At 73.6% G+C, this 21,146-nt stretch carries 21 protein-coding genes; 11 read left to right on the top strand and 10 right to left on the bottom strand.

Annotation, left to right across the window (positions count from 1 at the left end; all coding sequences use genetic code 11):
* Positions 1-28: 28 nt before the first annotated feature.
* Positions 29-673 (bottom strand): response regulator, encoded by a 645-nt coding sequence (locus ACR807_RS07930; RefSeq protein ID WP_438920592.1) that lies wholly within the window; start codon positions 671-673, stop codon positions 29-31.
* A 26-nt stretch (positions 674-699) separates the two neighbouring features.
* Complete coding sequence (locus ACR807_RS07935) at positions 700-1,800, bottom strand: sensor histidine kinase (RefSeq protein WP_438920548.1); 1,101 nt, start codon at positions 1,798-1,800, stop codon at positions 700-702.
* A gap of 113 nt (positions 1,801-1,913) precedes the next feature.
* On the opposite strand from ACR807_RS07935, the gene ACR807_RS07940 reads away from it, so the two are divergent.
* The 4 genes from ACR807_RS07940 to ACR807_RS07955 all read left to right on the top strand — a co-directional run bounded on the left by ACR807_RS07940 (position 1,914) and on the right by ACR807_RS07955 (position 5,528).
* On the top strand, positions 1,914-2,825 hold the full coding sequence (locus ACR807_RS07940) for an ABC transporter ATP-binding protein (protein ID WP_438920549.1): 912 nt from the start codon (positions 1,914-1,916) through the stop codon (positions 2,823-2,825).
* Positions 2,822-3,589, top strand: coding sequence for an ABC transporter permease (locus ACR807_RS07945; protein ID WP_438920550.1), 768 nt, complete (start codon positions 2,822-2,824; stop codon positions 3,587-3,589). Before ACR807_RS07940 ends, ACR807_RS07945 begins: the two co-directional genes overlap by 4 nt.
* Before the next feature lie 43 nt (positions 3,590-3,632).
* Positions 3,633-4,499 carry a GNAT family N-acetyltransferase gene (locus ACR807_RS07950; protein WP_438920551.1) on the top strand — a complete coding sequence of 289 codons (867 nt, stop codon included), beginning with the start codon at positions 3,633-3,635 and terminating at the stop codon, positions 4,497-4,499.
* Between the two features lie 108 nt (positions 4,500-4,607).
* Complete coding sequence (locus ACR807_RS07955) at positions 4,608-5,528, top strand: aldo/keto reductase (protein WP_438920552.1); 921 nt, start codon at positions 4,608-4,610, stop codon at positions 5,526-5,528.
* Here the strand turns inward: ACR807_RS07955 and ACR807_RS07960 are convergent.
* Both ACR807_RS07960 and ACR807_RS07965 read right to left on the bottom strand, forming a co-directional pair.
* Positions 5,500-5,802: a DUF6191 domain-containing protein gene (locus ACR807_RS07960; protein ID WP_438920553.1), complete on the bottom strand. Its 303-nt coding sequence runs from the start codon at positions 5,800-5,802 to the stop codon at positions 5,500-5,502. The two genes, ACR807_RS07955 and ACR807_RS07960, sit on opposite strands and share 29 nt — an antisense overlap.
* On the bottom strand, positions 5,787-6,287 hold the full coding sequence (locus ACR807_RS07965) for an NUDIX hydrolase (protein WP_438920554.1): 501 nt from the start codon (positions 6,285-6,287) through the stop codon (positions 5,787-5,789). The genes ACR807_RS07960 and ACR807_RS07965 overlap by 16 nt, the downstream gene beginning before the upstream one ends.
* Positions 6,288-6,391: 104 nt before the next feature.
* On the opposite strand from ACR807_RS07965, the gene ACR807_RS07970 reads away from it, so the two are divergent.
* From ACR807_RS07970 to prcA, 5 genes are all read left to right on the top strand, one after another.
* The gene (locus ACR807_RS07970) at positions 6,392-8,863 is read left to right on the top strand and encodes an FtsX-like permease family protein (RefSeq protein WP_438920555.1); all 2,472 of its coding nucleotides are present in this window, start codon (positions 6,392-6,394) and stop codon (positions 8,861-8,863) included.
* Between the two features lie 53 nt (positions 8,864-8,916).
* Positions 8,917-10,410: a depupylase/deamidase Dop gene (dop, locus tag ACR807_RS07975; protein WP_438920556.1), complete on the top strand. Its 1,494-nt coding sequence runs from the start codon at positions 8,917-8,919 to the stop codon at positions 10,408-10,410.
* Positions 10,411-10,495: 85 nt separating this feature from the next.
* Complete coding sequence (locus ACR807_RS07980) at positions 10,496-10,690, top strand: ubiquitin-like protein Pup (RefSeq protein WP_310307956.1); 195 nt, start codon at positions 10,496-10,498, stop codon at positions 10,688-10,690.
* Between the two features lie 30 nt (positions 10,691-10,720).
* Positions 10,721-11,566, top strand: coding sequence for a proteasome subunit beta (gene prcB, locus ACR807_RS07985; RefSeq protein WP_438920557.1), 846 nt, complete (start codon positions 10,721-10,723; stop codon positions 11,564-11,566).
* Between the two features lie 59 nt (positions 11,567-11,625).
* Positions 11,626-12,438: a proteasome subunit alpha gene (prcA, locus tag ACR807_RS07990; RefSeq protein WP_438920558.1), complete on the top strand. Its 813-nt coding sequence runs from the start codon at positions 11,626-11,628 to the stop codon at positions 12,436-12,438.
* 54 nt (positions 12,439-12,492) lie between these two features.
* Here prcA and ACR807_RS07995 read toward each other — a convergent pair whose 3' ends face one another.
* Positions 12,493-12,738: a hypothetical protein gene (locus ACR807_RS07995; RefSeq protein WP_438920559.1), complete on the bottom strand. Its 246-nt coding sequence runs from the start codon at positions 12,736-12,738 to the stop codon at positions 12,493-12,495.
* Between the two features lie 272 nt (positions 12,739-13,010).
* Here ACR807_RS07995 and ACR807_RS08000 point away from each other — a divergent pair, with 272 nt between their 5' ends.
* The gene (locus ACR807_RS08000) at positions 13,011-13,355 is read left to right on the top strand and encodes a hypothetical protein (RefSeq protein WP_438920560.1); all 345 of its coding nucleotides are present in this window, start codon (positions 13,011-13,013) and stop codon (positions 13,353-13,355) included.
* Between the two features lie 49 nt (positions 13,356-13,404).
* Here the strand turns inward: ACR807_RS08000 and ACR807_RS08005 are convergent, their stop codons facing one another.
* The 5 genes from ACR807_RS08005 to ACR807_RS08025 all read right to left on the bottom strand — a co-directional run bounded on the left by ACR807_RS08005 (position 13,405) and on the right by ACR807_RS08025 (position 19,604).
* A complete protein-coding gene (locus tag ACR807_RS08005; protein ID WP_438920561.1) occupies positions 13,405-14,946 on the bottom strand; it encodes a glycerol-3-phosphate dehydrogenase/oxidase in 1,542 nt (513 codons plus the stop codon).
* Entirely contained in the window at positions 14,939-16,444 is a 1,506-nt protein-coding gene (gene glpK / locus ACR807_RS08010; RefSeq protein ID WP_438920562.1) for a glycerol kinase GlpK, read from the bottom strand. The genes ACR807_RS08005 and glpK overlap by 8 nt, the downstream gene beginning before the upstream one ends.
* Before the next feature lie 11 nt (positions 16,445-16,455).
* Positions 16,456-17,166 carry an MIP/aquaporin family protein gene (locus tag ACR807_RS08015; protein ID WP_438920563.1) on the bottom strand — a complete coding sequence of 237 codons (711 nt, stop codon included), beginning with the start codon at positions 17,164-17,166 and terminating at the stop codon, positions 16,456-16,458.
* 109 nt (positions 17,167-17,275) lie between these two features.
* The gene (locus tag ACR807_RS08020; protein WP_438920564.1) at positions 17,276-18,037 is read right to left on the bottom strand and encodes an IclR family transcriptional regulator; all 762 of its coding nucleotides are present in this window, start codon (positions 18,035-18,037) and stop codon (positions 17,276-17,278) included.
* A gap of 121 nt (positions 18,038-18,158) precedes the next feature.
* Positions 18,159-19,604, bottom strand: a complete 1,446-nt coding sequence (locus ACR807_RS08025; protein WP_438920565.1) for a bifunctional phosphatase PAP2/diacylglycerol kinase family protein — start codon at positions 19,602-19,604, stop codon at positions 18,159-18,161.
* 80 nt (positions 19,605-19,684) lie between these two features.
* On the opposite strand from ACR807_RS08025, the gene pafA reads away from it, so the two are divergent.
* Positions 19,685-21,043, top strand: a complete 1,359-nt coding sequence (pafA, locus tag ACR807_RS08030; RefSeq protein ID WP_438920566.1) for a Pup--protein ligase — start codon at positions 19,685-19,687, stop codon at positions 21,041-21,043.
* Positions 21,044-21,146: the final 103 nt, after the last annotated feature.

Consider the following 21,146-nt stretch of genomic DNA (forward strand, 5'->3'; position numbering starts at 1 on the left):
GCGGACCGGCCAACGCCGGGTGTACCGGCTAGGACCGGGCGGTGACCAGGCCCGACTCGTACGCCGCGATGACGAGCTGGGCCCGGTCGCGGGCCTGGAGCTTGTGCAGCAGCCGCCCCACGTGGGTCTTCACCGTGCCCGCCGACAGGTGCAGCTCGGCCATGATCTCGGTGTTCGACAGCCCCCGCGCGATGAGGAGCAGCACCTCCCGCTCGCGCTCGGTGACGCCCTCCAGCCGGACCTCCCGCTGCTCGGGGGCGCGCGCGAACTCCGCCACCAACCGCCTGGTCACCGACGGCGACAGCAGCGAGTCGCCCGCCGCCACGACCCGGATCGCGGCCAGCAGCTCGGCCGGGGGAGTGTCCTTGAGCAGGAACCCGCTCGCCCCGGCCCGCAGCGCCGAGTAGACGTACTCGTCCAGGTCGAAGGTGGTCAGGATCAACACCCTGGCCGAGGTCGAGGCGACCACCTCGCGGGTGGCCGTGATGCCGTCCACGCCCGGCATGCGGATGTCCATCAGCACCACGTCCGGCGAGGTCCGCCGCACCACCGACACGGCCTCCGCGCCGTCACCGGCCTCGCCGACGACCCGCAGGTCGGGCGCGGAGTCCACGAGCACCCGGAAGCTGCCGCGCAGCAGCGCCTGGTCGTCCACCACCACCACGTCGATCACGGCGGCATCGATCACGTCGGCGTCGATCACGGCAGCGGCACCTCCGCCCGCACCTCGAAGCCGCCGCCCGTCCGCGGCCCGGCCGAGAACGTCCCGCCGTACACCGCCACCCGCTCCCGCATCCCGATCAGCCCGTGGCCCTCGCCCCGGCCGGTCGCGATCCGCTCGCCGGGGCCGTCGTCCACCACCGCCACCGACACGGACGAACCGGACACCTCGACTTCGGCGGCGCACGACGCGGGCGCGGCGTGCTTGACCACGTTCGTGATCGACTCCTGCACGATCCGGTACACCGTGAGCGCCAGCACCTCCGGTACGTCCCCCCGCACCGACAGGTCGACGGTCACCCCGGCGAGCGAGGCCCGCGACACCAGCTCCGGCAGGTCGGTCATGCTCGGCATGGGCGCCAGCTCCGCCTCCGCGTCCTCCGAGCGCAGCACGCCGAGCAGCCGGCGCATCTCCACCAGGGTGCCGCGCGAGGCCGTCTCGATCACCCGCAGCGCCTCCTCGGACACCGCCGGGTCGCGCACGTGCGCGGCGGTGCCCGCCTGGACCGCGATGAGGCTGAGGCTGTGCGCGACCACGTCGTGCAGCTCGCGGGCGATCCGCATCCGCTCCTCGATGACCGCCCTCGACGCCGCCTGGGCCGCCCTGCGCGCCTCGTAGGCGCGCCGGACCCGCGTCACCCGGCCCAGCGCCCACGCCGTGCCCACGCACAGCGAGGCGAACAGGACCAGCCCGATGTCGTCCGGCCACGGCTCGCCGATCGTGATGGCCCCCGCCGCGAGGCCCAGCGACACCACCAGCGACCACACCGCGACCCGGCGCGGGCTCGTCGCCGCCACCATGTACATCGCGAACGCCGTCGCCCCGTAGGGCTCCAGGGTGATGTGGGCGATCGTGGCGACGTTCTGCGCCACGAGCACGATGCCGAGGGTGAGCAGCGGCCGGCCGCGCCGCATCGCCAGCGGCGCGCCCACGAGCACCGCGAGCGGGTAGCCCAGCCACAGGGGGGCGGTGCTCATCTCGGCGAAGCTGAGGTAGGCCAGCACGAAGACCACCGAGACCACCACGTCCAACAGGTACGGGTAGGCGGTGGGCAGCAGGCGCAGCAGGCGGGACTTCACGGGCCGAACCGTAACCGGGGTCCGCCGGCCGGGGCATCGGACCACGGTCCGATCCGAGAGACCGGACCCTCGTCCGATCCGCCCACCCCACCCGCCTCGGCAAGCTTCACCCCATGATCCAAGTCAGGCACTTGACCAAGCGGTACGGCAGCACGAGGGCCGTCGACGACCTGAGCTTCGAGGTGGAGCCCGGCTACGTCGCCGGGTTCCTCGGCCCGAACGGCGCGGGCAAGTCGACCACCATGCGCGCCATCCTCGGCCTGGACCGGCCGACCAGCGGCGAGGCGCTGGTCAACGGCCGGCGCTACGCCGCGCTGCGCAGACCCGTGCACGAGGTGGGCGCGCTGCTCGACGCGGGCGCCGTCCACGGCGGCCGAACGGCGTACGACCACCTGCGGGTGCTGGCCCGCGGCAACGGCATCCCGGACCGCCGGGCCGCCGAGACCCTCGAACAGGTGGGTCTCGCGAGCGTCGCGAAGCGTCGGGTCGGCACCCTGTCGCTGGGCATGCGGCAGCGCCTCGGCGTGGCGGCGGCCCTGCTGGGCGACCCGGGCGTGCTCCTGTTCGACGAGCCGGTCAACGGGCTCGACCCGGAGGGCATCCGCTGGATCAGGCACCTGATGCGCGACCTGGCCCGGGAGGGCCGCACCGTGCTGGTGTCCAGCCACCTGATGAGCGAGATGGCGCTGACCGCCGACCGGGTCGTGGTGGTCGGGCGGGGCAGGCTCATCCTGGAGGCGTCCATGAAGGACCTCCAGGAGAAGTTCAAGAGGGACGTCCTGGTGCGCTCGCCCAGGGCGGACGCCCTGCTCCGCGTCCTCGCCGAGGCGGGCGCCTCGGTCACCGAGGACGAGGACGGCGCCCTGCTCGTGCACGGGCTCGACGCGCCCGGCATCGCCGACCTCGCCGCCCGGCGGCAGATCCCCGTCCACGAACTGACCCCGCGCAGCGCGTCGCTGGAGGACGCCTACCTCGAACTGACCGAGGACAGCGCGGAATACCGCACGAAGGAGGGCGCGCGATGACCGGCGTGCTGAGCTCGGAACTGCTGAAGATCAGGTCGGTCCGCTCCACGACCTACCTGCTGCTGGCCATCGCGCTGACCCTGCTCGCGGGCGCGGTGATCTCCTACCTGATGACCGCCGACTGGGACACCGCCCCACCCGACCGGCAGCAGCGGTTCGACCGCGCCGACCCGAGCGTGATCGTCGTCCCGTTCGCCCAGTTCTGCCTGGGCGCGCTGGGCGCGCTGGCCGTCACCTCCGAGTACGGCACCGGCATGATCCGGGCGGCGCTGGTCTCGGTCCCGAGGCGAGGGGCGTTCCTCCTGGCCAAGACCGCCGTGGTGGCCGCGGTGGCCCTGGTCGTGGGAGCCCTGGCGGTGGGGGCGTCCTACGCGGCGGGCGAACTGATCACCGGCGACCGCCCCGAGCCGATCTCCGCCCACGCCTCCCTGGGCGACGCCCTGCCGACCCTGCTCGCCGACACGGCCTCCCTGGTCCTGCTCGCCCTGGTGGGCCTGGGCCTGGGCTTCCTGCTCCGCTCGACAGCGGGCGCCCTGGTGACCCTGTGCGCCCTCCTGTTCATCCTCCCGGTGGTGACCCTCCTGCTGCCCCCACCGTGGAACGAACGGGTCTACGCGGTCATGCTGCCCAACCTGGCCCCCCAACTGGCGGGGACGGTCCCCGAACCCCCGCTGACGCCCTCGGCCGCGGCCCTGACGATGGTCGTCTACCTGGTCCTGGTCCTGGGAGCCGGCGCGACAGCCCTGCTGCGCCGGGACGCGTGAAACCGGGTGCGGGGCGTCGGGGCGGTGGTGTGTGATCGGGGGCATGACGATCGTGCTGGGCACGCCGGGGGTCGACGGGCTGGGCGAGGTCGCGGGCGTGCTGCGGGAGTGGCAGCACGACGGGGCGCCCGCGCAGTTGCACCCGGGGGACCTGGGCTGGTTCTGGCGGTTCGGCGCGGAGGCGACGGCCGCGGCGGTCCGGACGTGGAGCCGGGACGGGCGGGTGCTCGCCGTCGGGTTGCTGGACGGTGCCGAGCTGGTGCGGTTGACGGTCGCGCCGGACGCGCTGCGGGACGAGGAGTTGGCGCGGCGGGTGGTCGAGGACGTGGCCGACCCGGAGCGCGGCGTGCTCCCGGCGGGCGGGGTGGGCGTGGAGGCCCCGGTGGGCGCGCTGGTGCACGACCTGCTGTCCCGGGAGGGGTGGGGTGTCGCCGAGCCGTGGACGCCGCTGCGCCGCGACCTCGCGGAGCCGGTGGGGGAGCCGGGGGTGCGGGTCGAGGTGGTCGGACCGGAGCGGGCGCGGGTGCGGGCCGCCGTGCAGCGGGCGTCGTTCGACGGGTCGACGTTCACCGACGAGCGGTGGCGGGCGATGGCGGCCGGGGTGCCGTACTCCGACGCCCGGTGCCTGGTCGCGTACGACGACGGGGGCGAGGCGGTGGCGGCGGTGACGGTGTGGTCGGCCGGGCCGGGGAGGCCGGGGTTGCTCGAACCGATGGGCGTGCACCGGGAACACCGCGGCCGTGGCCACGGCAGGGCGATCACCGTCGCCGCGGCGGCCGCGCTCCGGCGGCTCGGTTCGTCGAGCGCGCTCGTCTGCACCCCGAGCGCCAACGTCGGGGCCGTCGCCACCTACGAGTCGGCCGGCTTCCGGCGGCTCCCCGAGGTCCGGGACCGGTGCCGGACCGCCTGAGGTGCCGGAACACCCCGGCAGGGCGCCCGGACGCGCTGTCGGGTGTTGTCGACCGGCTGCCGGGCGCGTGGACGGCGGTCCCCCGGGACCGGCGGTTACCGTGTCCGGGTGCCCGACTTCGCCCTAGGACTCGCCGCCCTCGGCCGCCCCGCCTACATCAACCTCGGCCGGGACGGCGCGCTCCCGGAGCACCGCGACGTGGACGCCATGCGCGCCCAGTGCCACGCGGTGCTGGACGCCGCCTACGGGGCGGGCGTGCGGCGGGTCGACGCGGCCCGCTCGTACGGCCGCGCCGAGGAGTTCCTGGCCGGGTGGCTGGCCGACCGCGGCCACCGGGACGTGCGGGTGTCCAGCAAGTGGGGGTACGCCTACGTCGCGGACTGGCGGCGCGACGCCGACGTGCACGAGGTCAAGGAGCACTCCCGCGCCCGCTTCACCCGGCAGTGGCAGGAGACGCGGGACCTGCTCGGCGCGCACGTCGGACTGTACAAAGTGCACTCGCTGACCGACGACAGCCCGCTGTTCGGCGACGTCGACCTGCTCGTGGCGCTGGGGGAGCTGCGCGACTCCGGTGTCCGGCTGGGCTTCTCCACCTCCGGTCCCCGGCAGGCCGAGACCGTGCGGCGCGCCCTGGACATCGAGGTCGAGGGGCGGCGGCTGTTCGACGCCGTGCAGTCCACCTGGAACGTCCTGGAGACGTCCGCCGGCGAGGCGCTGGCGGCGGCGGGCGCGGCCGGTGCGGAGGTGTTCGTCAAGGAGGGCATGGCCAACGGCCGCCTCGCCGTGGACCCGCCCGCGCGGGTGCGGGAGCTGGCCGACCGGCACGGCGTGGGCCCGGACGCCGTCGCGCTGGCCGCCGTGCGCGCCCAGCCGTGGGTGGACGTGGTGCTGTCCGGTGCGGCGAGCGTCGACCAGCTGCACGCCAACCTGCGGGCGGGCGAGGTGGAGCTGGACCCGGACGAGCTGGCCGGCCTCGCCGAGCCCGCCGAGCGGTACTGGGCTACTCGGGCGTCCCTGGCCTGGGGGTGAGCCGCACGGAGCCGGACGCCAGGTCGATCGGGCCGCGCGGCGGGGCGCCGACCTCCTCGTCGTCGCGCAGCACCAGCTCGGTCTGCCGCTGGTCCAGCTCGACCTGCTTGCCGCCGGTGAACAGGGTGGTGAACTGGTCCACGCCCGCCGCGACCGCCACCGGGTGGCCCTTGCGCCGCCGCGCCCACCGCACGGCGCGCTCGACCGCCGCCAGCACGACGAGCAGCACGGCCAACCCGGGGATGGACATCGCGAACATCATCCCGACACCCACGCGAACCACTCCTTGACCAGGAACCGGCCGTCCGGGACGACCGGCCAGTCCGGGTCGTCCGCCTTCGCGCGCACCTCCGCCAGGTCCACCCACCCGCCCCACGCGACCTCCTCGGGCTGGTGGGTGAACGGGCCGTCGCTGCGCACCTCGTAAACGTGGGCGACGTACCGGATGGTTCCATCGGTGAACGTCGTCCGGAACCGGAACGCCGGGACGGCCCGCACACCCAGCTCCTCGGCCAGCTCGCGCGCCGCGCACTCGCCGGGCGCCTCGCCCGCCGCGACCACGCCGCCGCACGTCGGGTCGTACAGGCCGGGGTAGACGTCCTTGGTGTCGGTCCGGCGGTGCACGTACACCCGTTCGCCGTCGGTTGACCGCACCACGACGGCCGCGCACGCGTGCCACAGCCCTTCGGCCCGCACCCGCGCCCGCGACGCCGAGCCCACCGGGTTGCCGTCGGGGTCGACGATCTGCACCTGTTCCACGCGGTGATCCTCCCCAGGTCGTACCGGCGGGTGCTACTCCGGGCCGACGCCCGCCGACACCCGCTGTTCCTACCGTCGTGCCGTTCGCGTCACGAGGAGGAGTTGTGCCCACATCCCTGCGGCTCGCGGTCGCCGAGTTCCGCGACCGTCCCGGCCGCGCCGTGCTGCCCGGTGTCGCCCTGGTCGTCGGCGTCGCGTGCCTGCTGGCCGCCCTGATGCTCAGCGACGCCATGGTCCGCGCGACCGCCGAGGGCGCGCCGGTCGTGCCGCCCGGGGTGGACCTGGTGGTCCGCCCGGCGCCGCACGACGACGCCGTGCTGGACGGCTCGGTCGCCGACCGGGTCGCGGGCGTCGCCGGGGTGACCTCGGTGCGGCAGGTCCGGCAGGTGCGCGTCGACCTGCTGCTCGACGGCCGGGCCGGGGCGCGCCGCAGCGACGCCGACGTCGAGGTCGACCGGGCGGACCAGCGGCGCGTGCCGCTGCTGGAGGGCCGCACGCCGGGGCGCGACGGGGAGATCGCCGTCGACCGGGTCACCGCCCACGAGCACGGTCTCGCGCCGGGGTCGGCGGTGCGGGTCGCCGACGCCGAGGGGCGGGCGCTCGACGTCGTCGTCCGGGGCGTCACCAAGCGCGGCTCGCTCGCCGAGGAGCCGGTGATCGTGGTCGGCGAGGACCTCGCGGCGAAGCTCGACCCGACGCCGAGCGTGCTGTCGCTGCACGTCACCGGCGGTGACGCGGCCGCGGTGGCCGCCGCCGCGGGGCAGGGCTTCCGGGTGGACACCGCCGCTTCGGTCTCCGCCGAGGAGCCGGGCCAGGACATCGCGCTGATGCTCCTGCCGTTCAGCATCCTGGCCCTGGCCACGTCCGTCTTCGTCGCCTCGGCGACCTACCGCGCCGTCTACCTCCAGCGGCAGCGGCACACCGCCCTGCTGCGCTGCCTCGGCGCCCACCGAGGACCACTCGTCCGGGCGAACCTGCTCGAAGCGCTGCTGACGGGCGCCGTCGCGGGCGCGGTCGGCGCGGTGCTCGGCGGCGCGGTGGCGTGGCTGCTGGCCAGGCTGTTCGACGTCACCGGCCTGTCCTCGATCATGGGCGCGGTGGCGCTGAGCCCGGCCCTGCTGCCGAACGCGGTCCAGTTGACCACCGGTGTCGTCACCGCCGCCGCGCTGAGCGCGTTCGCCGCCGTGCGGCCCGCGCTCGCCGCGTCCAGGGTCTCGCCGCTGGCCGCGCTGCGGACCTCCGAAGGGCAAACGCCGGACGCGGCCGTCGTCCGCCGCCGTCGCGTGTTCGGTGTCGTCCTCGTCGTCCTGGCCGCGGTGCTGGGCGCGCTCGGCGTCCTCGCCCAGGGCTCGATCGCGGCGATCTTCCTCGTCCTGTTCTCCGGCATCACCGCCGTGTTCGGCCTGTTCGGGGTGCTCGGGCCGGTCGTCGTGCCCGGCCTGGGCCGGGTCTTCGGGTCGGTCGCGAGCCGCTTCGGGGGCGCGCAGTGGAAGCTCGCCGCGGCCGAGGTGCGGCGGGTGCCGCAGCGGTCCGCGTCCGTGGCGATGCCGCTGCTGCTGGCCGCCTCGATGGTCACGTTCTTCGCCGTCACGGTCGGGTCCGCGCAGCGGATGGAGGAGGAGTTCGACCAGGAGCCCAAGCCCGACGCGGTGGTCGTGGACTCCGCCTGGCGCCCGCTGGCCGGTGACGTCGGCGCGGCGGTCAACCAGCCGCAGGCCGCGCGCACCGTCGTGGTGCACGGCGTCGAGGTCGAGCAGCGCGACCCCGAGGGCTACGGGTTCCCCACGCAGGTCGCGGGCGTCGACCCGGCGGCCCTGCGGGACTGGCTGGGCGCGCGCGGCGTCGACGCCGGCGGGTTCGGGCCGGGCGGGGTGCTGCTGAGCGACTGGTACGCCGAGCGCTTCGGGGCGCGCGTCGGCGAGCCGTTCACCGTGGAGGGCCTGCCGGGCGGGGCGCGCACCGCCACCGTCGCCGGCACCTACGCCGGGTCGCTGCTGGACGACGCGGACGTGGTGCTGCCCGACCCCGGCCTCGCGCCCGCCTCGAAGGTCCTGGTCGTCCTCCGGGACGGCGCCGACCCGGCGGCCTACCAGGCCGCGGTGGAGGCCGCGCTGCCCGCGTCGCCCACCGTCCTGGTGAACACGAGGGCGGCCGAGAGCGCGCAGAACCAACGTTATCTCGACCTGGGGATCGTGTTGCTGATGGTGCTGCTGGGGCTGTCCGTCGCGGTCGCCGTGACCGGTATCGGCACCGCCCTGACGATCTCCGTGCAGGAGCGCCGCAAGGAGCTGGCGCTGCGCCGCGCCCTCGGCGTCACCAAGGGCGGGCTCCAGGGTGGCGTGCTGGCCGAAGCGGTGCTGTTGTCGCTGGTCGGGGTGCTGGGCGGGGGTCTGTTCGGTCTCGTCTACGCCGAGCTGACGCTGGCCGCCGTCGGGCTGTTCGTGTGGCCCACCGCGGCCCTCGCGCCGCTGCTGCTCGGGGGCCTCGGCGTGGTCGCCCTGGCGGTCCTCGCCGCCCTGGGGCCGGCCCGCGGCGCGGCGCGCATCCGACCCGCCGCCGGACTCGCCGCCGGCTGAAAAGTGACCTGGGTACCGGCGTGGTGGTGGTGTCAGGTCGTAGGCTGCGACGTATGCGGCGGATCATGGGGACCGAAGTGGAGTACGGCATCTCGGTGCCGGGTGACGCGACGGCGAACCCGGTGCTCACCTCGACACAGGTGGTGCTGGCCTACGCGGCCGCCGCCGACATACCGCGGGCGCGCCGGGCGCGCTGGGACTACGAGGTCGAGTCGCCGCTGCGCGACGCGCGCGGCTTCGACCTCGGCGCGCCCGGCCACCACCCCGGCGACAACGACGTCGAGGACCTCGGCGCGGCCAACGTCATCCTGACCAACGGCGCGCGCCTCTACGTCGACCACGCCCACCCGGAGTACTCGGCGCCCGAGGTCACCAACGCGCGCGACGCCGTGATCTGGGACAAGGCGGGGGAGCGGATCATGGAGGAGGCGGCCATGAAGGCGGCCACCGTCCCCGGCCAGCCCCGCCTCCAGCTCTACAAGAACAACGTCGACGGCAAGGGCGCCAGCTACGGCACCCACGAGAACTACCTGATGCAGCGCAGCACGCCGTTCACGGCCGTGATCGCGGGCCTCACGCCGTTCTTCGCGTCCCGGCAGGTCATCACCGGTTCCGGTCGCGTCGGCATCGGCCCGGCGGGCGAGGAGGCCGGCTACCAGCTGTCGCAGCGCTCCGACTACATCGAGGTCGAGGTCGGCCTGGAGACCACGCTCAAGCGGGGCATCATCAACACCCGCGACGAGCCGCACGCCGACGCCGACAAGTACCGCCGGCTGCACGTCATCATCGGCGACGCCAACCTCGCCGAGTACTCGACCTACCTCAAGTGCGGGACCACCTCACTGGTGCTGGACATGATCGAGGCGGGCCGCCGGTTCGACGACCTGCGGCTGCTCGACCCGGTCCGCGCCGTGCACCGGATCAGCCACGACCCGACGCTGAAGACCCGCGTCGAGCTGGCCGGCGGGCGCAAGTTCACCGGCCTCGACATCCAGTTCGCCTACTACGAGCGCGCCTCCGAGTTCGTCGAGAAGGAGGGCTACGGCGACCGCGACGTGCTGCGCGTGTGGGGCGAGGTGCTCGACGCGCTGGCCCGCGACCCGCAGGAGTGCGCCGACCGCCTCGACTGGGTGGCGAAGCTGCGGCTGCTGGAGGGCTACCGGGCCCGCGACGGCCTGGCCTGGGGCTCGCCCCGGCTGTCCCTGGTCGACCTCCAGTACTCCGACGTGCGCCTCGACAAGGGCCTCTACAACCGGCTCGTGGCCCGCGGCTCGATGAAGCGCCTGGTCAGCGAGGAGGAGGTGCGCGCGGCCGTGCTGGCGCCGCCGGAGGACACCCGCGCCTACTTCCGCGGTCGCTGCCTGGAGCGCTACCCCACCTCGGTGGCCGCGGCCTCGTGGGATTCGGTGATCTTCGACCTCGGTCGCGAATCGCTCGTCCGCATCCCCACCCTGGAACCGCTGCGCGGCACGAAAGCGCACGTCGGGGCCCTGCTGGAGGCGTCGGACACGGCCGAACAGCTGGTCGAGGCGCTCACCAGGGGCTGATCAACAGACCCGAGTGGCAGACACACATCGTCGTGCCTGGTGGGTAGTGTTGAACCCCTAGGACCGAGAAGGCGGGAGGGTCGTCATGTCCCAGGAACAGGTCCAGAAGCAAGGCGGCGGTGACGGCGACGACGGCGGTGACGGCGCGGCGGCCGCCGGCCAGGAGCGCCGGGAGAAGCTCGGCGAGGACGTCGACGCCATCCTGGACGAGATCGACGACGTGCTGGAAGAGAACGCCGAGGACTTCGTCCGCGCGTACGTGCAAAAGGGCGGCGAGTAGGCCGCGGCGGGACAGGAGAAGAAAGCACACATGGATCACAGCTCGACCGGGCGCTACCCGGCCGCGTCGCTGCCCCCGGCCTACCTCAGGCCGGGGTCTTCGTCGTTCACCGATTTCCTCCGCGCCCAGGCGCCCGACCTGCTGCCCTCGTCCGGCAAGTTCCCCGAGGGCACCGTCCAGGCCCCGCACGGCACCACGATCGTGGCGCTCACGTTCCGCGGCGGCGTCGTGATCGCGGGCGACCGGCGCGCCACCATGGGCAACGTGATCGCCCAGCGCGACATGAAGAAGGTGTTCATCACCGACGACTACTCGGCGGTGGGGATCGCGGGCACGGCGGGCATCGCGGTCGAGATCGTGCGGCTCTACGCCGTCGAGCTGCGCCACTACGAGAAGATCGAGGGCGTCTCGCTGTCCTTGGACGGCAAGGCGAACCGGCTCTCCGCGATGATCAAGGGCAACCTCGACGCGGCCCTCGCGGGCCTGGCCGTCGTGCCCCTGTTCGCGGGCTTCGACGTGGACGCCACCGACCCGGAGCGCGCGGGCCGCATCATCTCCTACGACGTGACCGGCGGTCGCTACGAGGAGTCCCAGGGCTACCAGGCCGTGGGGTCCGGTTCGCTGTTCGCGAAGTCGGCGCTCAAGAAGCTCTACGACCCGGACGCGAACGCCGAGGGTGCCGTCCGGGCGGCGATCGAGGCGCTGTACGACGCGGCGGACGACGACTCGGGCACCGGTGGCCCGGACGTCATCCGCAGGATCTACCCGGTCGTCGTGACGATCACCGCGGACGGCGCCGCGCACCTGCCCGACGAGCAGACCGCGGCGCAGGCCGAGGCCGTCGTCGAGGGTCGGCGGACCCGCCCGGCGGGCTGAGCCGTGACCGACTTCGACCCCACCCCCACCCGCATCCGCCGAGCCCGGGAGCCGCACCAGTGACGATGCCGTTGTACGCCTCACCCGAGCAGGTGCTCCGCGACCGCTCGGAGTACGCCCGCAAGGGCATCGCCCGCGGCCGCAGCGTCGTGGTGCTCCGCTACGCCGACGGCGTGCTGTTCGTGGCCGAGAACCCGTCCAGCACGCTGCACAAGGTGTCGGAGATCTACGACCGCATCGGGTTCGCCGCGGTCGGCCGGTACAGCGAGTTCGAGAACCTGCGGCAGGCGGGCATCCGGTTCGCCGACATCCGCGGGTACCAGAACGACCCGCGCGACGTCACCGGCCGGTCGCTGGCCAACGTCTACGCCCAGACGCTGGGCTCGATCTTCACCGAGCAGATCAAGCCGCTGGAGGTCGAGATCTGCGTGGCCGAGGTCGGGCACACGCCCGAGCAGGACACGCTGTACCGCCTCACCTACGACGGTTCGATCGTCGAGGAGCCGCTGTACAGCGTGATGGGCGGCCAGGCCGAGGCCACCGGCAACGCCCTGAAGGAGGCCTACGCCGAGGGCCTGGCGCTGGCCGAGGCCGTGCAGGTCGCCGTGAAGGCGCTGAGCGCGGGCTCCACCAGCACGGGCAACGGCAAGCCGGACCTGCTGGACGGCGCCAAGCTGGAGGTGGCCGTCCTGGAGCGCCACCGCCCGAGGCGCGCGTTCCGCCGCATCACGGGTGCCGCGCTGACCGACCTGCTGCCCGCGGAAGCCGAACCGGCCCCGGAGCCGGAGGCCCCGGCGGGCAAGACGGGTGCGGCGGTCAAGAAGAAGCCGGTGACGGACGTCGACCTGCCGCCGAACGACGACAAGCCCTGATCCACGCGCACGTCGAAGGCCCCCGGTCACCGCGACCGGGGGCCTTCCGCGTGGTCAGAGGAAGATCTTGACCAGCTGCTCGCGCCCCTCGGCGTCCCGGAGCACCACCTGGTTGCCCGCGCGCAGCTCCTCGTCCACGAACTCGTAGACCAGCAGCGCCCGGTTGACCAGGTCGACCTTCTTCAGGCCGGTGCGCCCCTGCAACTTCGCCAACGCCTCCACGGCCTCCGCGATCAACGCGACGTTGACCCGGTCCACGACCGCGGGCCGGTCGGCTGCGCCCTTCTCGACCGACGACATCGCGCACCTCTTCTCCGCCGGCGTACCGCCACCGGCCACTGTTCAGGGTACACCGCTGCTACACATTTTCTGTGTGGGAAGTGTGGCGAATCGCTTCCGCAGCGGTGTACTGTGTGAAGTGGCCCACCTGCCAGGTGGGTGCTCCAGGTGCTCGTGGTGACGCTGCACCGATCGGATGCCCGTGGGGGGCAAGCAAGGGGCGAGTGGCCGGTCTCCGTCGAGGGGACGGAGGCGGACCGCTCACGCGTCCGGTCGGAAGGAAGGCGCACATCATGGGTACTGCACTGCCGGACAGGGGTGTCCCCGCGTCCGGGAACGACGCGGACTGGGGCGAACCCAGTCGTGAGGCGCGGGTGCGCGTGGAGAAGGCGGGACTCAGGGTGGAAGTGGCGGTGCCCTCCGCCCAGGCGCCCCGCCTGCTCACCACCGCCGTGCTCGCGCTGGTCCTCATCGGTGCCGTGGTCTGCCCCGCGCTCACGCTCAGGGGAGTCCCGGTGGATTTCCCGGTGTGGGCCGCAGTCGGCCTGGTCGGCGGTCAGATCGGCCTGTTCGTCCTGGTCGCGCTGATCGTGCGCCGCGCCTTCGGTCCCGGGGAGAGGACCGGAGCGCGGGGCTGACGCGGGAAGGGGCACCCGGAGTGGTCCGGGTGCCCCTTCCCCGCGGGCGTCAGGCGCTCAGCGCCAGCAGCTCGCCCGTCCGCTCCCGCACCGCCGGCGTGTCCAGCCCGCGCACCACCACCGTGGTCCGGCGCCGCAGCACGTCGTCCACCTCGGTGGCCCACTCGAAGCGCCCGGCGTGCGCCACCTGCGCCCAGATGTCCGGCCCGTCCGGGTGCACCCGGTCGAGCAGCGACGGGTCGTCCGCGGCCAGGGCCAGCACCTCGTGGCTCACCGTGCCGTAGTGGGTGGCGAGGTGCGCCAGCACGTCGTCCGGCAGCGAGGGCAGCTCGCGCCCCAGCTGCGCCGTCACGCGATCGGGCAGGGCCGCGCCGGGCAGGGTGGCCGGGACGCCGTCGGAGAACGCCCCCGACAGGTCGCGGCCCAGGGACTCGCCCACGCGGGCCAGCACCTGCGCCCCGATGCGCCGGAACGTCGTCCACTTGCCGCCCGCCACGCTGATCATGCCGCCGCGGCCCGCGGTGATCACCGTTTCGCGCTTGGCGTGGCTCGTGTCGCCCGAACCGCCCGGCAGGACGCGCAGGCCGGCGAACGAGTAGGCGATCCGCGACCGGTCCAGGGCCTCGGCGGAGATGCCGGTCGACGCCTCGCCCAGGATCTGCGCCACGTCGGCGTCCGTGCACCGCACGTCGGCCGGGTCGCCCTCGTACGCCTCGTCCGTCGTGCCCAGGAGCAGCTGCCCCTCCCACGGGATCGCGAACGACACGCGCACGTCGTCCACCGGGATCGTCATCGCCGCGCGCCACGGCGAGTCGGTCCGCAGCACGAGGTGCGCGCCCTTCGACAGCCGGACGCTCGGCGCGGCCGACGGGTCCTCCATGCGCCGCAGCACGTCCAGCCACGGCCCGGTCGCGTTCACCACGACCGCCGCGTCCACGCCGAACGACGACCCGTCCACCCGGTCGCGCAGCTCGACGCCGGTCACCCGCGACCCGCTCTTCCGCACCCCGACGACCTCGACGTGGTTGAGCAGCACGCCCCCCTCCGCCGCCGCCGCGCGGGCCGCCGTGATCGCCACGCGCGCGTCGTTCATCTGGTGGTCGTGGTAGAGCGCCGCCCCGCGCAGGCCCTCGGTGCGCAGGTGCGGCACGTACTCGACGGCGCGCCGCGCGGACAGCACCCTGCCCAGCCCGTCGCCGAACCCGGACAGCGCCGAGTACAGCACCACGCCCGCGCCGAGCACCGGGCGCGAGTGCGGCCCGCCCCGGTAGACCGGCACCAGGAACGGCAGGGGCCGGACCAGGTGCGGCGCGAGGTGGTCGCCCAGCGCGCGCCGCTCGGCGTGGTTCTCGCGCACCATCGGCACCGCGCTCGGTCCCATCGCCAGGTACCGCAGGCCGCCGTGGACCAGCTTGGACGACGCGCTCGACGTGGCGCCCGCGAAGTCGCCCGCCTCCACCAGCGCGACCCGCAGGCCGGCCCGTGCCGCCGCCCACGTGGTGGCGATGCCCAGCGCGCCGCCGCCGATCACCACCAGGTCGAACGCGCCGTGCCCCAGGGCCTCGCGGGCACGTGCCCGTTGCTCACTCATCGTTGTCGTCCTCGTCAATCCAGCCGACGGTCCGCTCGACCGCCTTCTTCCACTTGCGGTAGCCCTTGTCGCGGGTCCGCTGGTCCATGGTCGGCAGCCACTCGGCAGCCTTGTGCCACTTCTCGCGCAGGGTGTCGGTGTCCGGCCAGTAGCCGACCGCGAGCCCCGCCGCGTAGGCCGCGCCCAGGCACGTGGTCTCGGCGACGATCGGCCGCACCACCGGCACGTCCAGCACGTCCGACAGGAAGCCCATGAGCAGGTTGTTCGCGGTCATGCCGCCGTCGACCTTGAGCGTGGTCAGCTCGACGCCCGAGTCGGCGTTCATCGCGTCCACGACCTCGCGCGTCTGCCACGCGGTGGCCTCCAGCACGGCGCGCGCGATGTGCCCCTTGCCGGTGTACGCGGTCAGGCCGGCGATGACGCCGCGCGCGTCGGACCGCCAGTGCGGCGCGAACAGGCCGGAGAACGCGGGCACGAAGTACGCGCCGCCGTTGTCGTCCACCGACCGCGCCAGCGTCTCGATCTCCGGCGCGCTGCCGATGAGCCCCATCTTGTCGCGGAACCACTGCACCAGCGCGCCGGTCACCGCGATCGCGCCCTCCAGCGCGTACGACGCGGGCTGGTCGCCGATCTTGTAGCCGACCGTGGTGAGCAGGCCGTTCTCCGAGACGACGGGCTTGTCACCGGTGTTGACCAGCAGGAAGCTGCCGGTGCCGTAGGTGCACTTGCCCTCGCCGGGCGAGTAGCAGGTCTGACCGAACAGCGCCGCCTGCTGGTCGCCCAGCGCGGACGCCACGGGCACGCCCTCCAGGGTGCCGGTCGCGGTGCCGTAGACCTCGGCGGAGGAGCGGATCTCGGGCAGCATCGCGCGCGGCACGCCGATCGCCTCGACCAGCTCGTCGTCCCAGTCGAGCGTTTCCAGGTTCATCAGCATGGTGCGGCTCGCGTTGGTCACGTCGGTGACGTGGCGGCCGGTGAGCTTCCAGATCAGCCAGGTGTCCATGGTGCCGAACAGCACCTCGCCGCGTTCGGCGCGCTCGCGCAGGCCGTCGACGTGGTCGAGCAGCCAGCGCACCTTCGGCCCGGCGAAGTAGGTGGCCAGCGGCAGGCCGCACTTCTCGCGGAACCGGTCCTGGTCGCCCAGCTCCCGGACCAGCTGGTCGGTGCGGGTGTCCTGCCAGACGATCGCGTTGTGCACCGGCTTGCCGGTCTTCCGGTCCCACACCAGCGTCGTCTCCCGCTGGTTGGTGATGCCGACGGCGGCCAGGTCGTGCGGGCTCAGCGACGCCTTCTGGAGGGCGCCGTGCACGACGTCCAGGACGTTGGCCCAGATCTCCTCGGCGTCGTGCTCGACCCAGCCGGGGCGAGGGAAGACCTGCCGGTGCTCCTTCTGCGCGACGGACACGATCGCGCCGCCGTGGTCGAAGACGATGCACCGGGAGGAGGTGGTCCCCTGGTCGATCGCGGCCACGTAAGGGCGGGTGGAGTGGGTGGTCACGGGGGTTCTCCTCAGTAGACGGCGATGTCGACCAGGCCGGCCAGCGCTCCACCGAGCAGCGGACCGGCGACGGGGATCCAGGCGTAGCCCCAGTCCGATCCGCCCTTCCCGGGGATCGGCAGGACGGCGTGCGCGACGCGGGGGCCGAGGTCGCGCGCGGGGTTGATGGCGTAGCCGGTGGGGCCGCCCAGCGACATGCCGATGCCGACGACCAGCAGCGCGACGATCAGCGCGCCCGTGCCGGAGGTCTCCAGGCCCTTGGTCTGGCCGGTCGCGAGGATGACGAACACCAGCACGAACGTGGCGATCACCTCGGTGGCGAGGTTCTGCACGGGGTTGCGGATCTCGGGGCCGGTGGCGAACACGCCGAGCACGTCGCCGTTGCCCTCGCGGAACTGGCCGTAGTAGGCGAGCCAGCACAGCACCGCGCCGGTGAACGCGCCGAGGAACTGCGCGGCGAGGTAGACCGGGGCGGTGGACCAGTCGCCGTTGTGGATGGCGAGGCCGACGGTGACGGCCGGGTTGAGGTGCGCGCCGGACAGCGGGGCCACCGCGTAGGCGCCGGCGAGGACGGCGAAGCCCCAGCCGAACGTGACCACCACCCAGCCCGCGCCGTTCGACTTGGACCTGGCCAGCACGACGCCCGCCACCACGCCGTTGCCGAGCAGCAACAGCAGGGCGGTGCCCAGGAACTCCCCGATGAAGATCGACTGGTTGGTCATCCGCGCACCCTCTCCGGCTCCGATGCCGTTCTGAACGCCGTTCGACAATGTCGTACGGTTCGAGCGCATCCTGTGCCCGGCCCCACGAGATGTCAACCCTCCCGGGCTCTTACCAGGGGATGGCGCCGAGTTCGCGCGAGATGGACCGCGCGGCCTCGCGGACGTAGGACACCAGCTCGGTGCGCGGTCGCTTGTCGCCGTCGCACAACCGCTCGACCGGCCCGGAGATCCCGACCGCGCCGACCGTCACCGCCCGCCGGTCCCGGATCGGGGCCGCGAGCGACACCTCGCCCTCGACCAGCTCCTCCACGTCCGCCGCCCAGCCGCGTTCCCTGACCTGCTCCAACGCCTCACCCAGCGCGTCCGGGTCGGTGATCGTGCCGGCGGTGTAGCCCTTCAGCGGCTCGTCGTCGGACCGGCCGACCGGGTCGTCGGCGAGCAGCACCTTGCCCAGCGCGCACGCGTGGGCCGGCAGCAGCGCGCCGACCTCCATCACCTGGCGGGAGTTATCCGGGCGGAACACGTGGTGCACCACCAGCACCTGGTTGTCGTGCAGCGTGCCGATGCGCACCGACTCCATGCTGCGCGCGGCCAGCGAGTCCGACCAGTTGAGCGCCCTGGTGCGCAGCTCGTTGCCGTCGAGGTAGCTGCTGCCGATGTGGAACAGCGCCGGGCCGAGCTGGTACTTGCCGGTGTCGGGCGACTGCTCGACGAACCCGACCAGCTGCAACGTCCGCAGGATGCCGTGCACGGTCGGCTTGGGCAGCTCCAGGGCCCGCGCGAGTTCCGCGACCCCCATCCGGCGCGCGCCGCTGGCCAGCAGCCGCAACACCGCGGCTGCCCGCTCGATGGACTGGATCGGACCGGGCACGACCCAACCCTACCCCGTGGCCGTTCGACCATGTCGAACTGTGCGGAAGTCGAACCGGGCGGCGGTCGGCCCGCTCGTCCGGGCGGTCACGGGTCCGGCGACGCCGTCGGCGGGACCGACCTCAGCCCTGCGTGCGGTAGACGCCCAGCGCGGCCGGCCGGGAGCGGAACTCGAAGCTGGAACCCGTGGGGCCGACCTCGCCGTCCGTCGCGATGGCCACCGAGCCGCGCAGCACGGTCACGTCGAGCCAGCGCGTCTCCTGGTGCCGGTACGTGCGGCTGCGGTGCAGCGAGCCGAGGAGCGCGCCGGCGAAGAAGCGGGTGCGCGACCAGCGGCGGTCGGCGCGGATGTAGCGCACGTCCATCAGGCCGGCGTCCAGCGCGGGCCGCATCGTCGGGGCGAAGCCCTTCGGCCGGTACGGGCCGTTGCCGACGAACAGCATCCAGATCAGGTGCCGCTCGCCGTTGATCTCCACCGGCAGGGGCCGCGACGTGCGCAGGACCCGGAACATGGCGATCGCGGCGGCCGGCCACTTGCCCCACCGGCCCTGCAGCTGCTCGCGCAGCCGCACCATGTCGGGGTAGCCGCCGAGGCTCGCGGTGTTGACGAACCAGCGCGGGCCCGCGCCGTCCACCGACACGGCCGCCAGGTCCACCAGCACGCCCGTGCCGTCCGCGACCGCCCGCGCCGTGTCGTCCAGGCCCGCCACGCCGACGTCGCGCGCGAAGTGGTTCAGCGTGCCCGCCGGGACCAGCACCAGCGGCAGCCGGTTGGCCGCGGCCAGGGCGGCGACGGCGGCCACCGAGCCGTCGCCGCCCGCCACGCCCAGGGCGCGCGGCGCGTGGTCGGCGATCACCGTGCCCAGGTCCTCGATGCCCACGACGGTCGCCTTCGGCCACTCCGCGACGACGGCCTCGGTCGGGTCCACCCCGCCGAGCCCCGCGCCCACGCCCGCGCCCGGGTTCACCACCACGACCAGGCCCTCGCCGTCGACCAGCGGGTCCAGGGCGGCGTTCTCGCGGGCCGTGGCGGCGTCCGCCCGGTGCCGGGGCCACCAGCGCTGCGTGAGCAGGGCCGCCCCCGCGCCGATCGCGGCCCCCGCGGCCACGTCCGAGGGCCAGTGCACGCCCGTGTGCACCCGCGAGTACGCCACCGCCGCGGCCAGCGGGGCGACCGCCACCGCCAGCCCCGGCGACTCCATCGCCAGGGCCGTGGTGAACGCCGCCGCCGACGCGGCGTGACCGGACGGGAACGACGACGACGTGGGCCGCCTGGCCAGCCGCCGGTCCTCGCGCACCAGCTCCGCGGCGGGTCGGCGGCGCGGGAACAGGCGCTTGGCCACCAGGCTCGCGCTGAAGCTCGCCCCGGCGATCGAGGCCACCCCGCGCAGGGCCCCGCGCCTGGTCACGCCCTTGCGGGCGGCCAGCGCGCCGGCCAGCACGAGCCACAGCGCACTGTGGTTCGCGGCCCTCGACAGGCGTTTGAGACCACCGTCGGCGGGGGTGGCGCGCAGTGCGCCGGATCGCCTCATGAGGGCCTGGTCCAGGCTGTTCACTCGTCGGAGCACACGGGAACGTTATCGGCGAAAACGACGCGACGCCCGATTGGATCACTGAGGAAAGCGCCGAATGCGCCTACTGTTGAGGGATGCAGCGGCGGATCTTCGGCATTGAGACTGAGTTCGGGGTGACCTGCACCTTCCACGGGCAGCGCAGGCTGTCCCCGGATGAGGTCGCGCGTTATCTGTTCCGCCGGGTCGTCTCGTGGGGACGCTCGTCGAACGTCTTCCTGCGCAACGGCTCACGGCTCTACCTGGACGTCGGGTCGCACCCCGAGTACGCGACCGCGGAGTGCGACGACCTCGCGCAGCTCGTCACGCACGACAAGGCGGGCGAGCGCATCCTCGAGGACCTGCTCGTCGACGCCGAGCGCAGGCTCGCCGACGAGGGCATCGGCGGCGACATCTTCCTGTTCAAGAACAACACCGACTCCGCGGGCAACTCCTACGGTTGCCACGAGAACTACCTGGTCGCGCGGGCGGGGGAGTTCTCCCGCATCGCCGACGTCCTGCTGCCGTTCCTGGTGACCAGGCAGCTCATCTGCGGCGCGGGCAAGGTGCTCCAGACGCCGCGCGGAGCGGTCTACTGCCTGTCGCAGCGGGCCGAGCACATCTGGGAGGGCGTGTCCAGCGCCACCACCCGGTCGCGGCCCATCATCAACACCCGCGACGAGCCGCACGCCGACGCCGAGCGCTACCGCAGGCTCCACGTCATCGTCGGCGACTCGAACATGTCCGAGGTCACGACCCTGCTCAAGGTGGGCAGCGCCAACCTCGTGCTGGAGATGATCGAGCAGGGCGTGCAGTTCCGCGACTTCAGCCTCGACAACCCGATCCGGGCGATCCGCGAGATCAGCCACGACCTGACCGGCCGCCGCACCGTCCGCCTGGCGGGCGGCAAGGAGGCGTCCGCGCTGGACATCCAGCGCGAGTACTTCGAGCGCGCCGTCGAGCACGTGGCCAAGCGCGCCCCCGACCCGATGGCCGAGCGCGTCCTGGAGCTGTGGGGCCGCACGCTGGACGCGATCGAGGCCGAGGACCTGTCCAAGATCGACCGGGAGATCGACTGGGCCATCAAGTACCGGCTCATGCAGCGGTACCAGGCCAAGCACGACATGGACCTGTCCAACCCCCGGATCGCCCAGCTCGACCTCGCCTACCACGACATCCGCCGCGGTCGCGGCATCTTCGACCTGCTCCAGCGCAAGGGCCAGGTCGACCGGGTGACCGACGACGGCGAGATCGAGGCCGCCAAGGACACCCCGCCGCAGACGACGCGGGCCAAGCTGCGCGGTGACTTCATCGCCGCCGCGCAGGCCGCGGGCCGCGACTTCACCGTCGACTGGGTGCACCTCAAGCTCAACGACCAGGCGCAGCGCACCGTGCTGTGCAAGGACCCGTTCCGCGCCGTGGACGAGCGCGTGGAGCGGCTGATCTCGTCCCTCTAGCGGTGTCCCGGCGGGGGAGGGTCTTCGCGGGCCCTCCCCTCGCCGTGGGCGCTCCGGCGTGGCGGGCTGATGAGCGGCGTAATAGCGAGTTGAAGGCCCAAGT

This window comes from Saccharothrix sabaoui, assembly GCF_051756985.1.
In the GTDB taxonomy this organism is placed as follows: domain Bacteria; phylum Actinomycetota; class Actinomycetes; order Mycobacteriales; family Pseudonocardiaceae; genus Actinosynnema.

Excerpts from the sequence above, each read along its gene's own strand:
- ACR807_RS07940 (WP_438920549.1), top strand. The coding sequence starts at position 1,914 with ATGATCCAAGTCAGGCACTTGACCAAGCGGTACGGCAGCACGAGGGCC.
- ACR807_RS07945 (WP_438920550.1), top strand. The coding sequence starts at position 2,822 with ATGACCGGCGTGCTGAGCTCGGAACTGCTGAAGATCAGGTCGGTCCGC.
- ACR807_RS07950 (WP_438920551.1), top strand. The coding sequence starts at position 3,633 with ATGACGATCGTGCTGGGCACGCCGGGGGTCGACGGGCTGGGCGAGGTC.
- dop (WP_438920556.1), top strand. The coding sequence starts at position 8,917 with ATGCGGCGGATCATGGGGACCGAAGTGGAGTACGGCATCTCGGTGCCG.
- ACR807_RS07980 (WP_310307956.1), top strand. The coding sequence starts at position 10,496 with ATGTCCCAGGAACAGGTCCAGAAGCAAGGCGGCGGTGACGGCGACGAC.
- prcB (WP_438920557.1), top strand. The coding sequence starts at position 10,721 with ATGGATCACAGCTCGACCGGGCGCTACCCGGCCGCGTCGCTGCCCCCG.
- ACR807_RS07995 (WP_438920559.1), bottom strand. The coding sequence starts at position 12,738 with ATGTCGTCGGTCGAGAAGGGCGCAGCCGACCGGCCCGCGGTCGTGGAC.
- ACR807_RS08000 (WP_438920560.1), top strand. The coding sequence starts at position 13,011 with ATGGGTACTGCACTGCCGGACAGGGGTGTCCCCGCGTCCGGGAACGAC.
- ACR807_RS08005 (WP_438920561.1), bottom strand. The coding sequence starts at position 14,946 with ATGAGTGAGCAACGGGCACGTGCCCGCGAGGCCCTGGGGCACGGCGCG.
- ACR807_RS08015 (WP_438920563.1), bottom strand. The coding sequence starts at position 17,166 with ATGACCAACCAGTCGATCTTCATCGGGGAGTTCCTGGGCACCGCCCTG.
- pafA (WP_438920566.1), top strand. The coding sequence starts at position 19,685 with ATGCAGCGGCGGATCTTCGGCATTGAGACTGAGTTCGGGGTGACCTGC.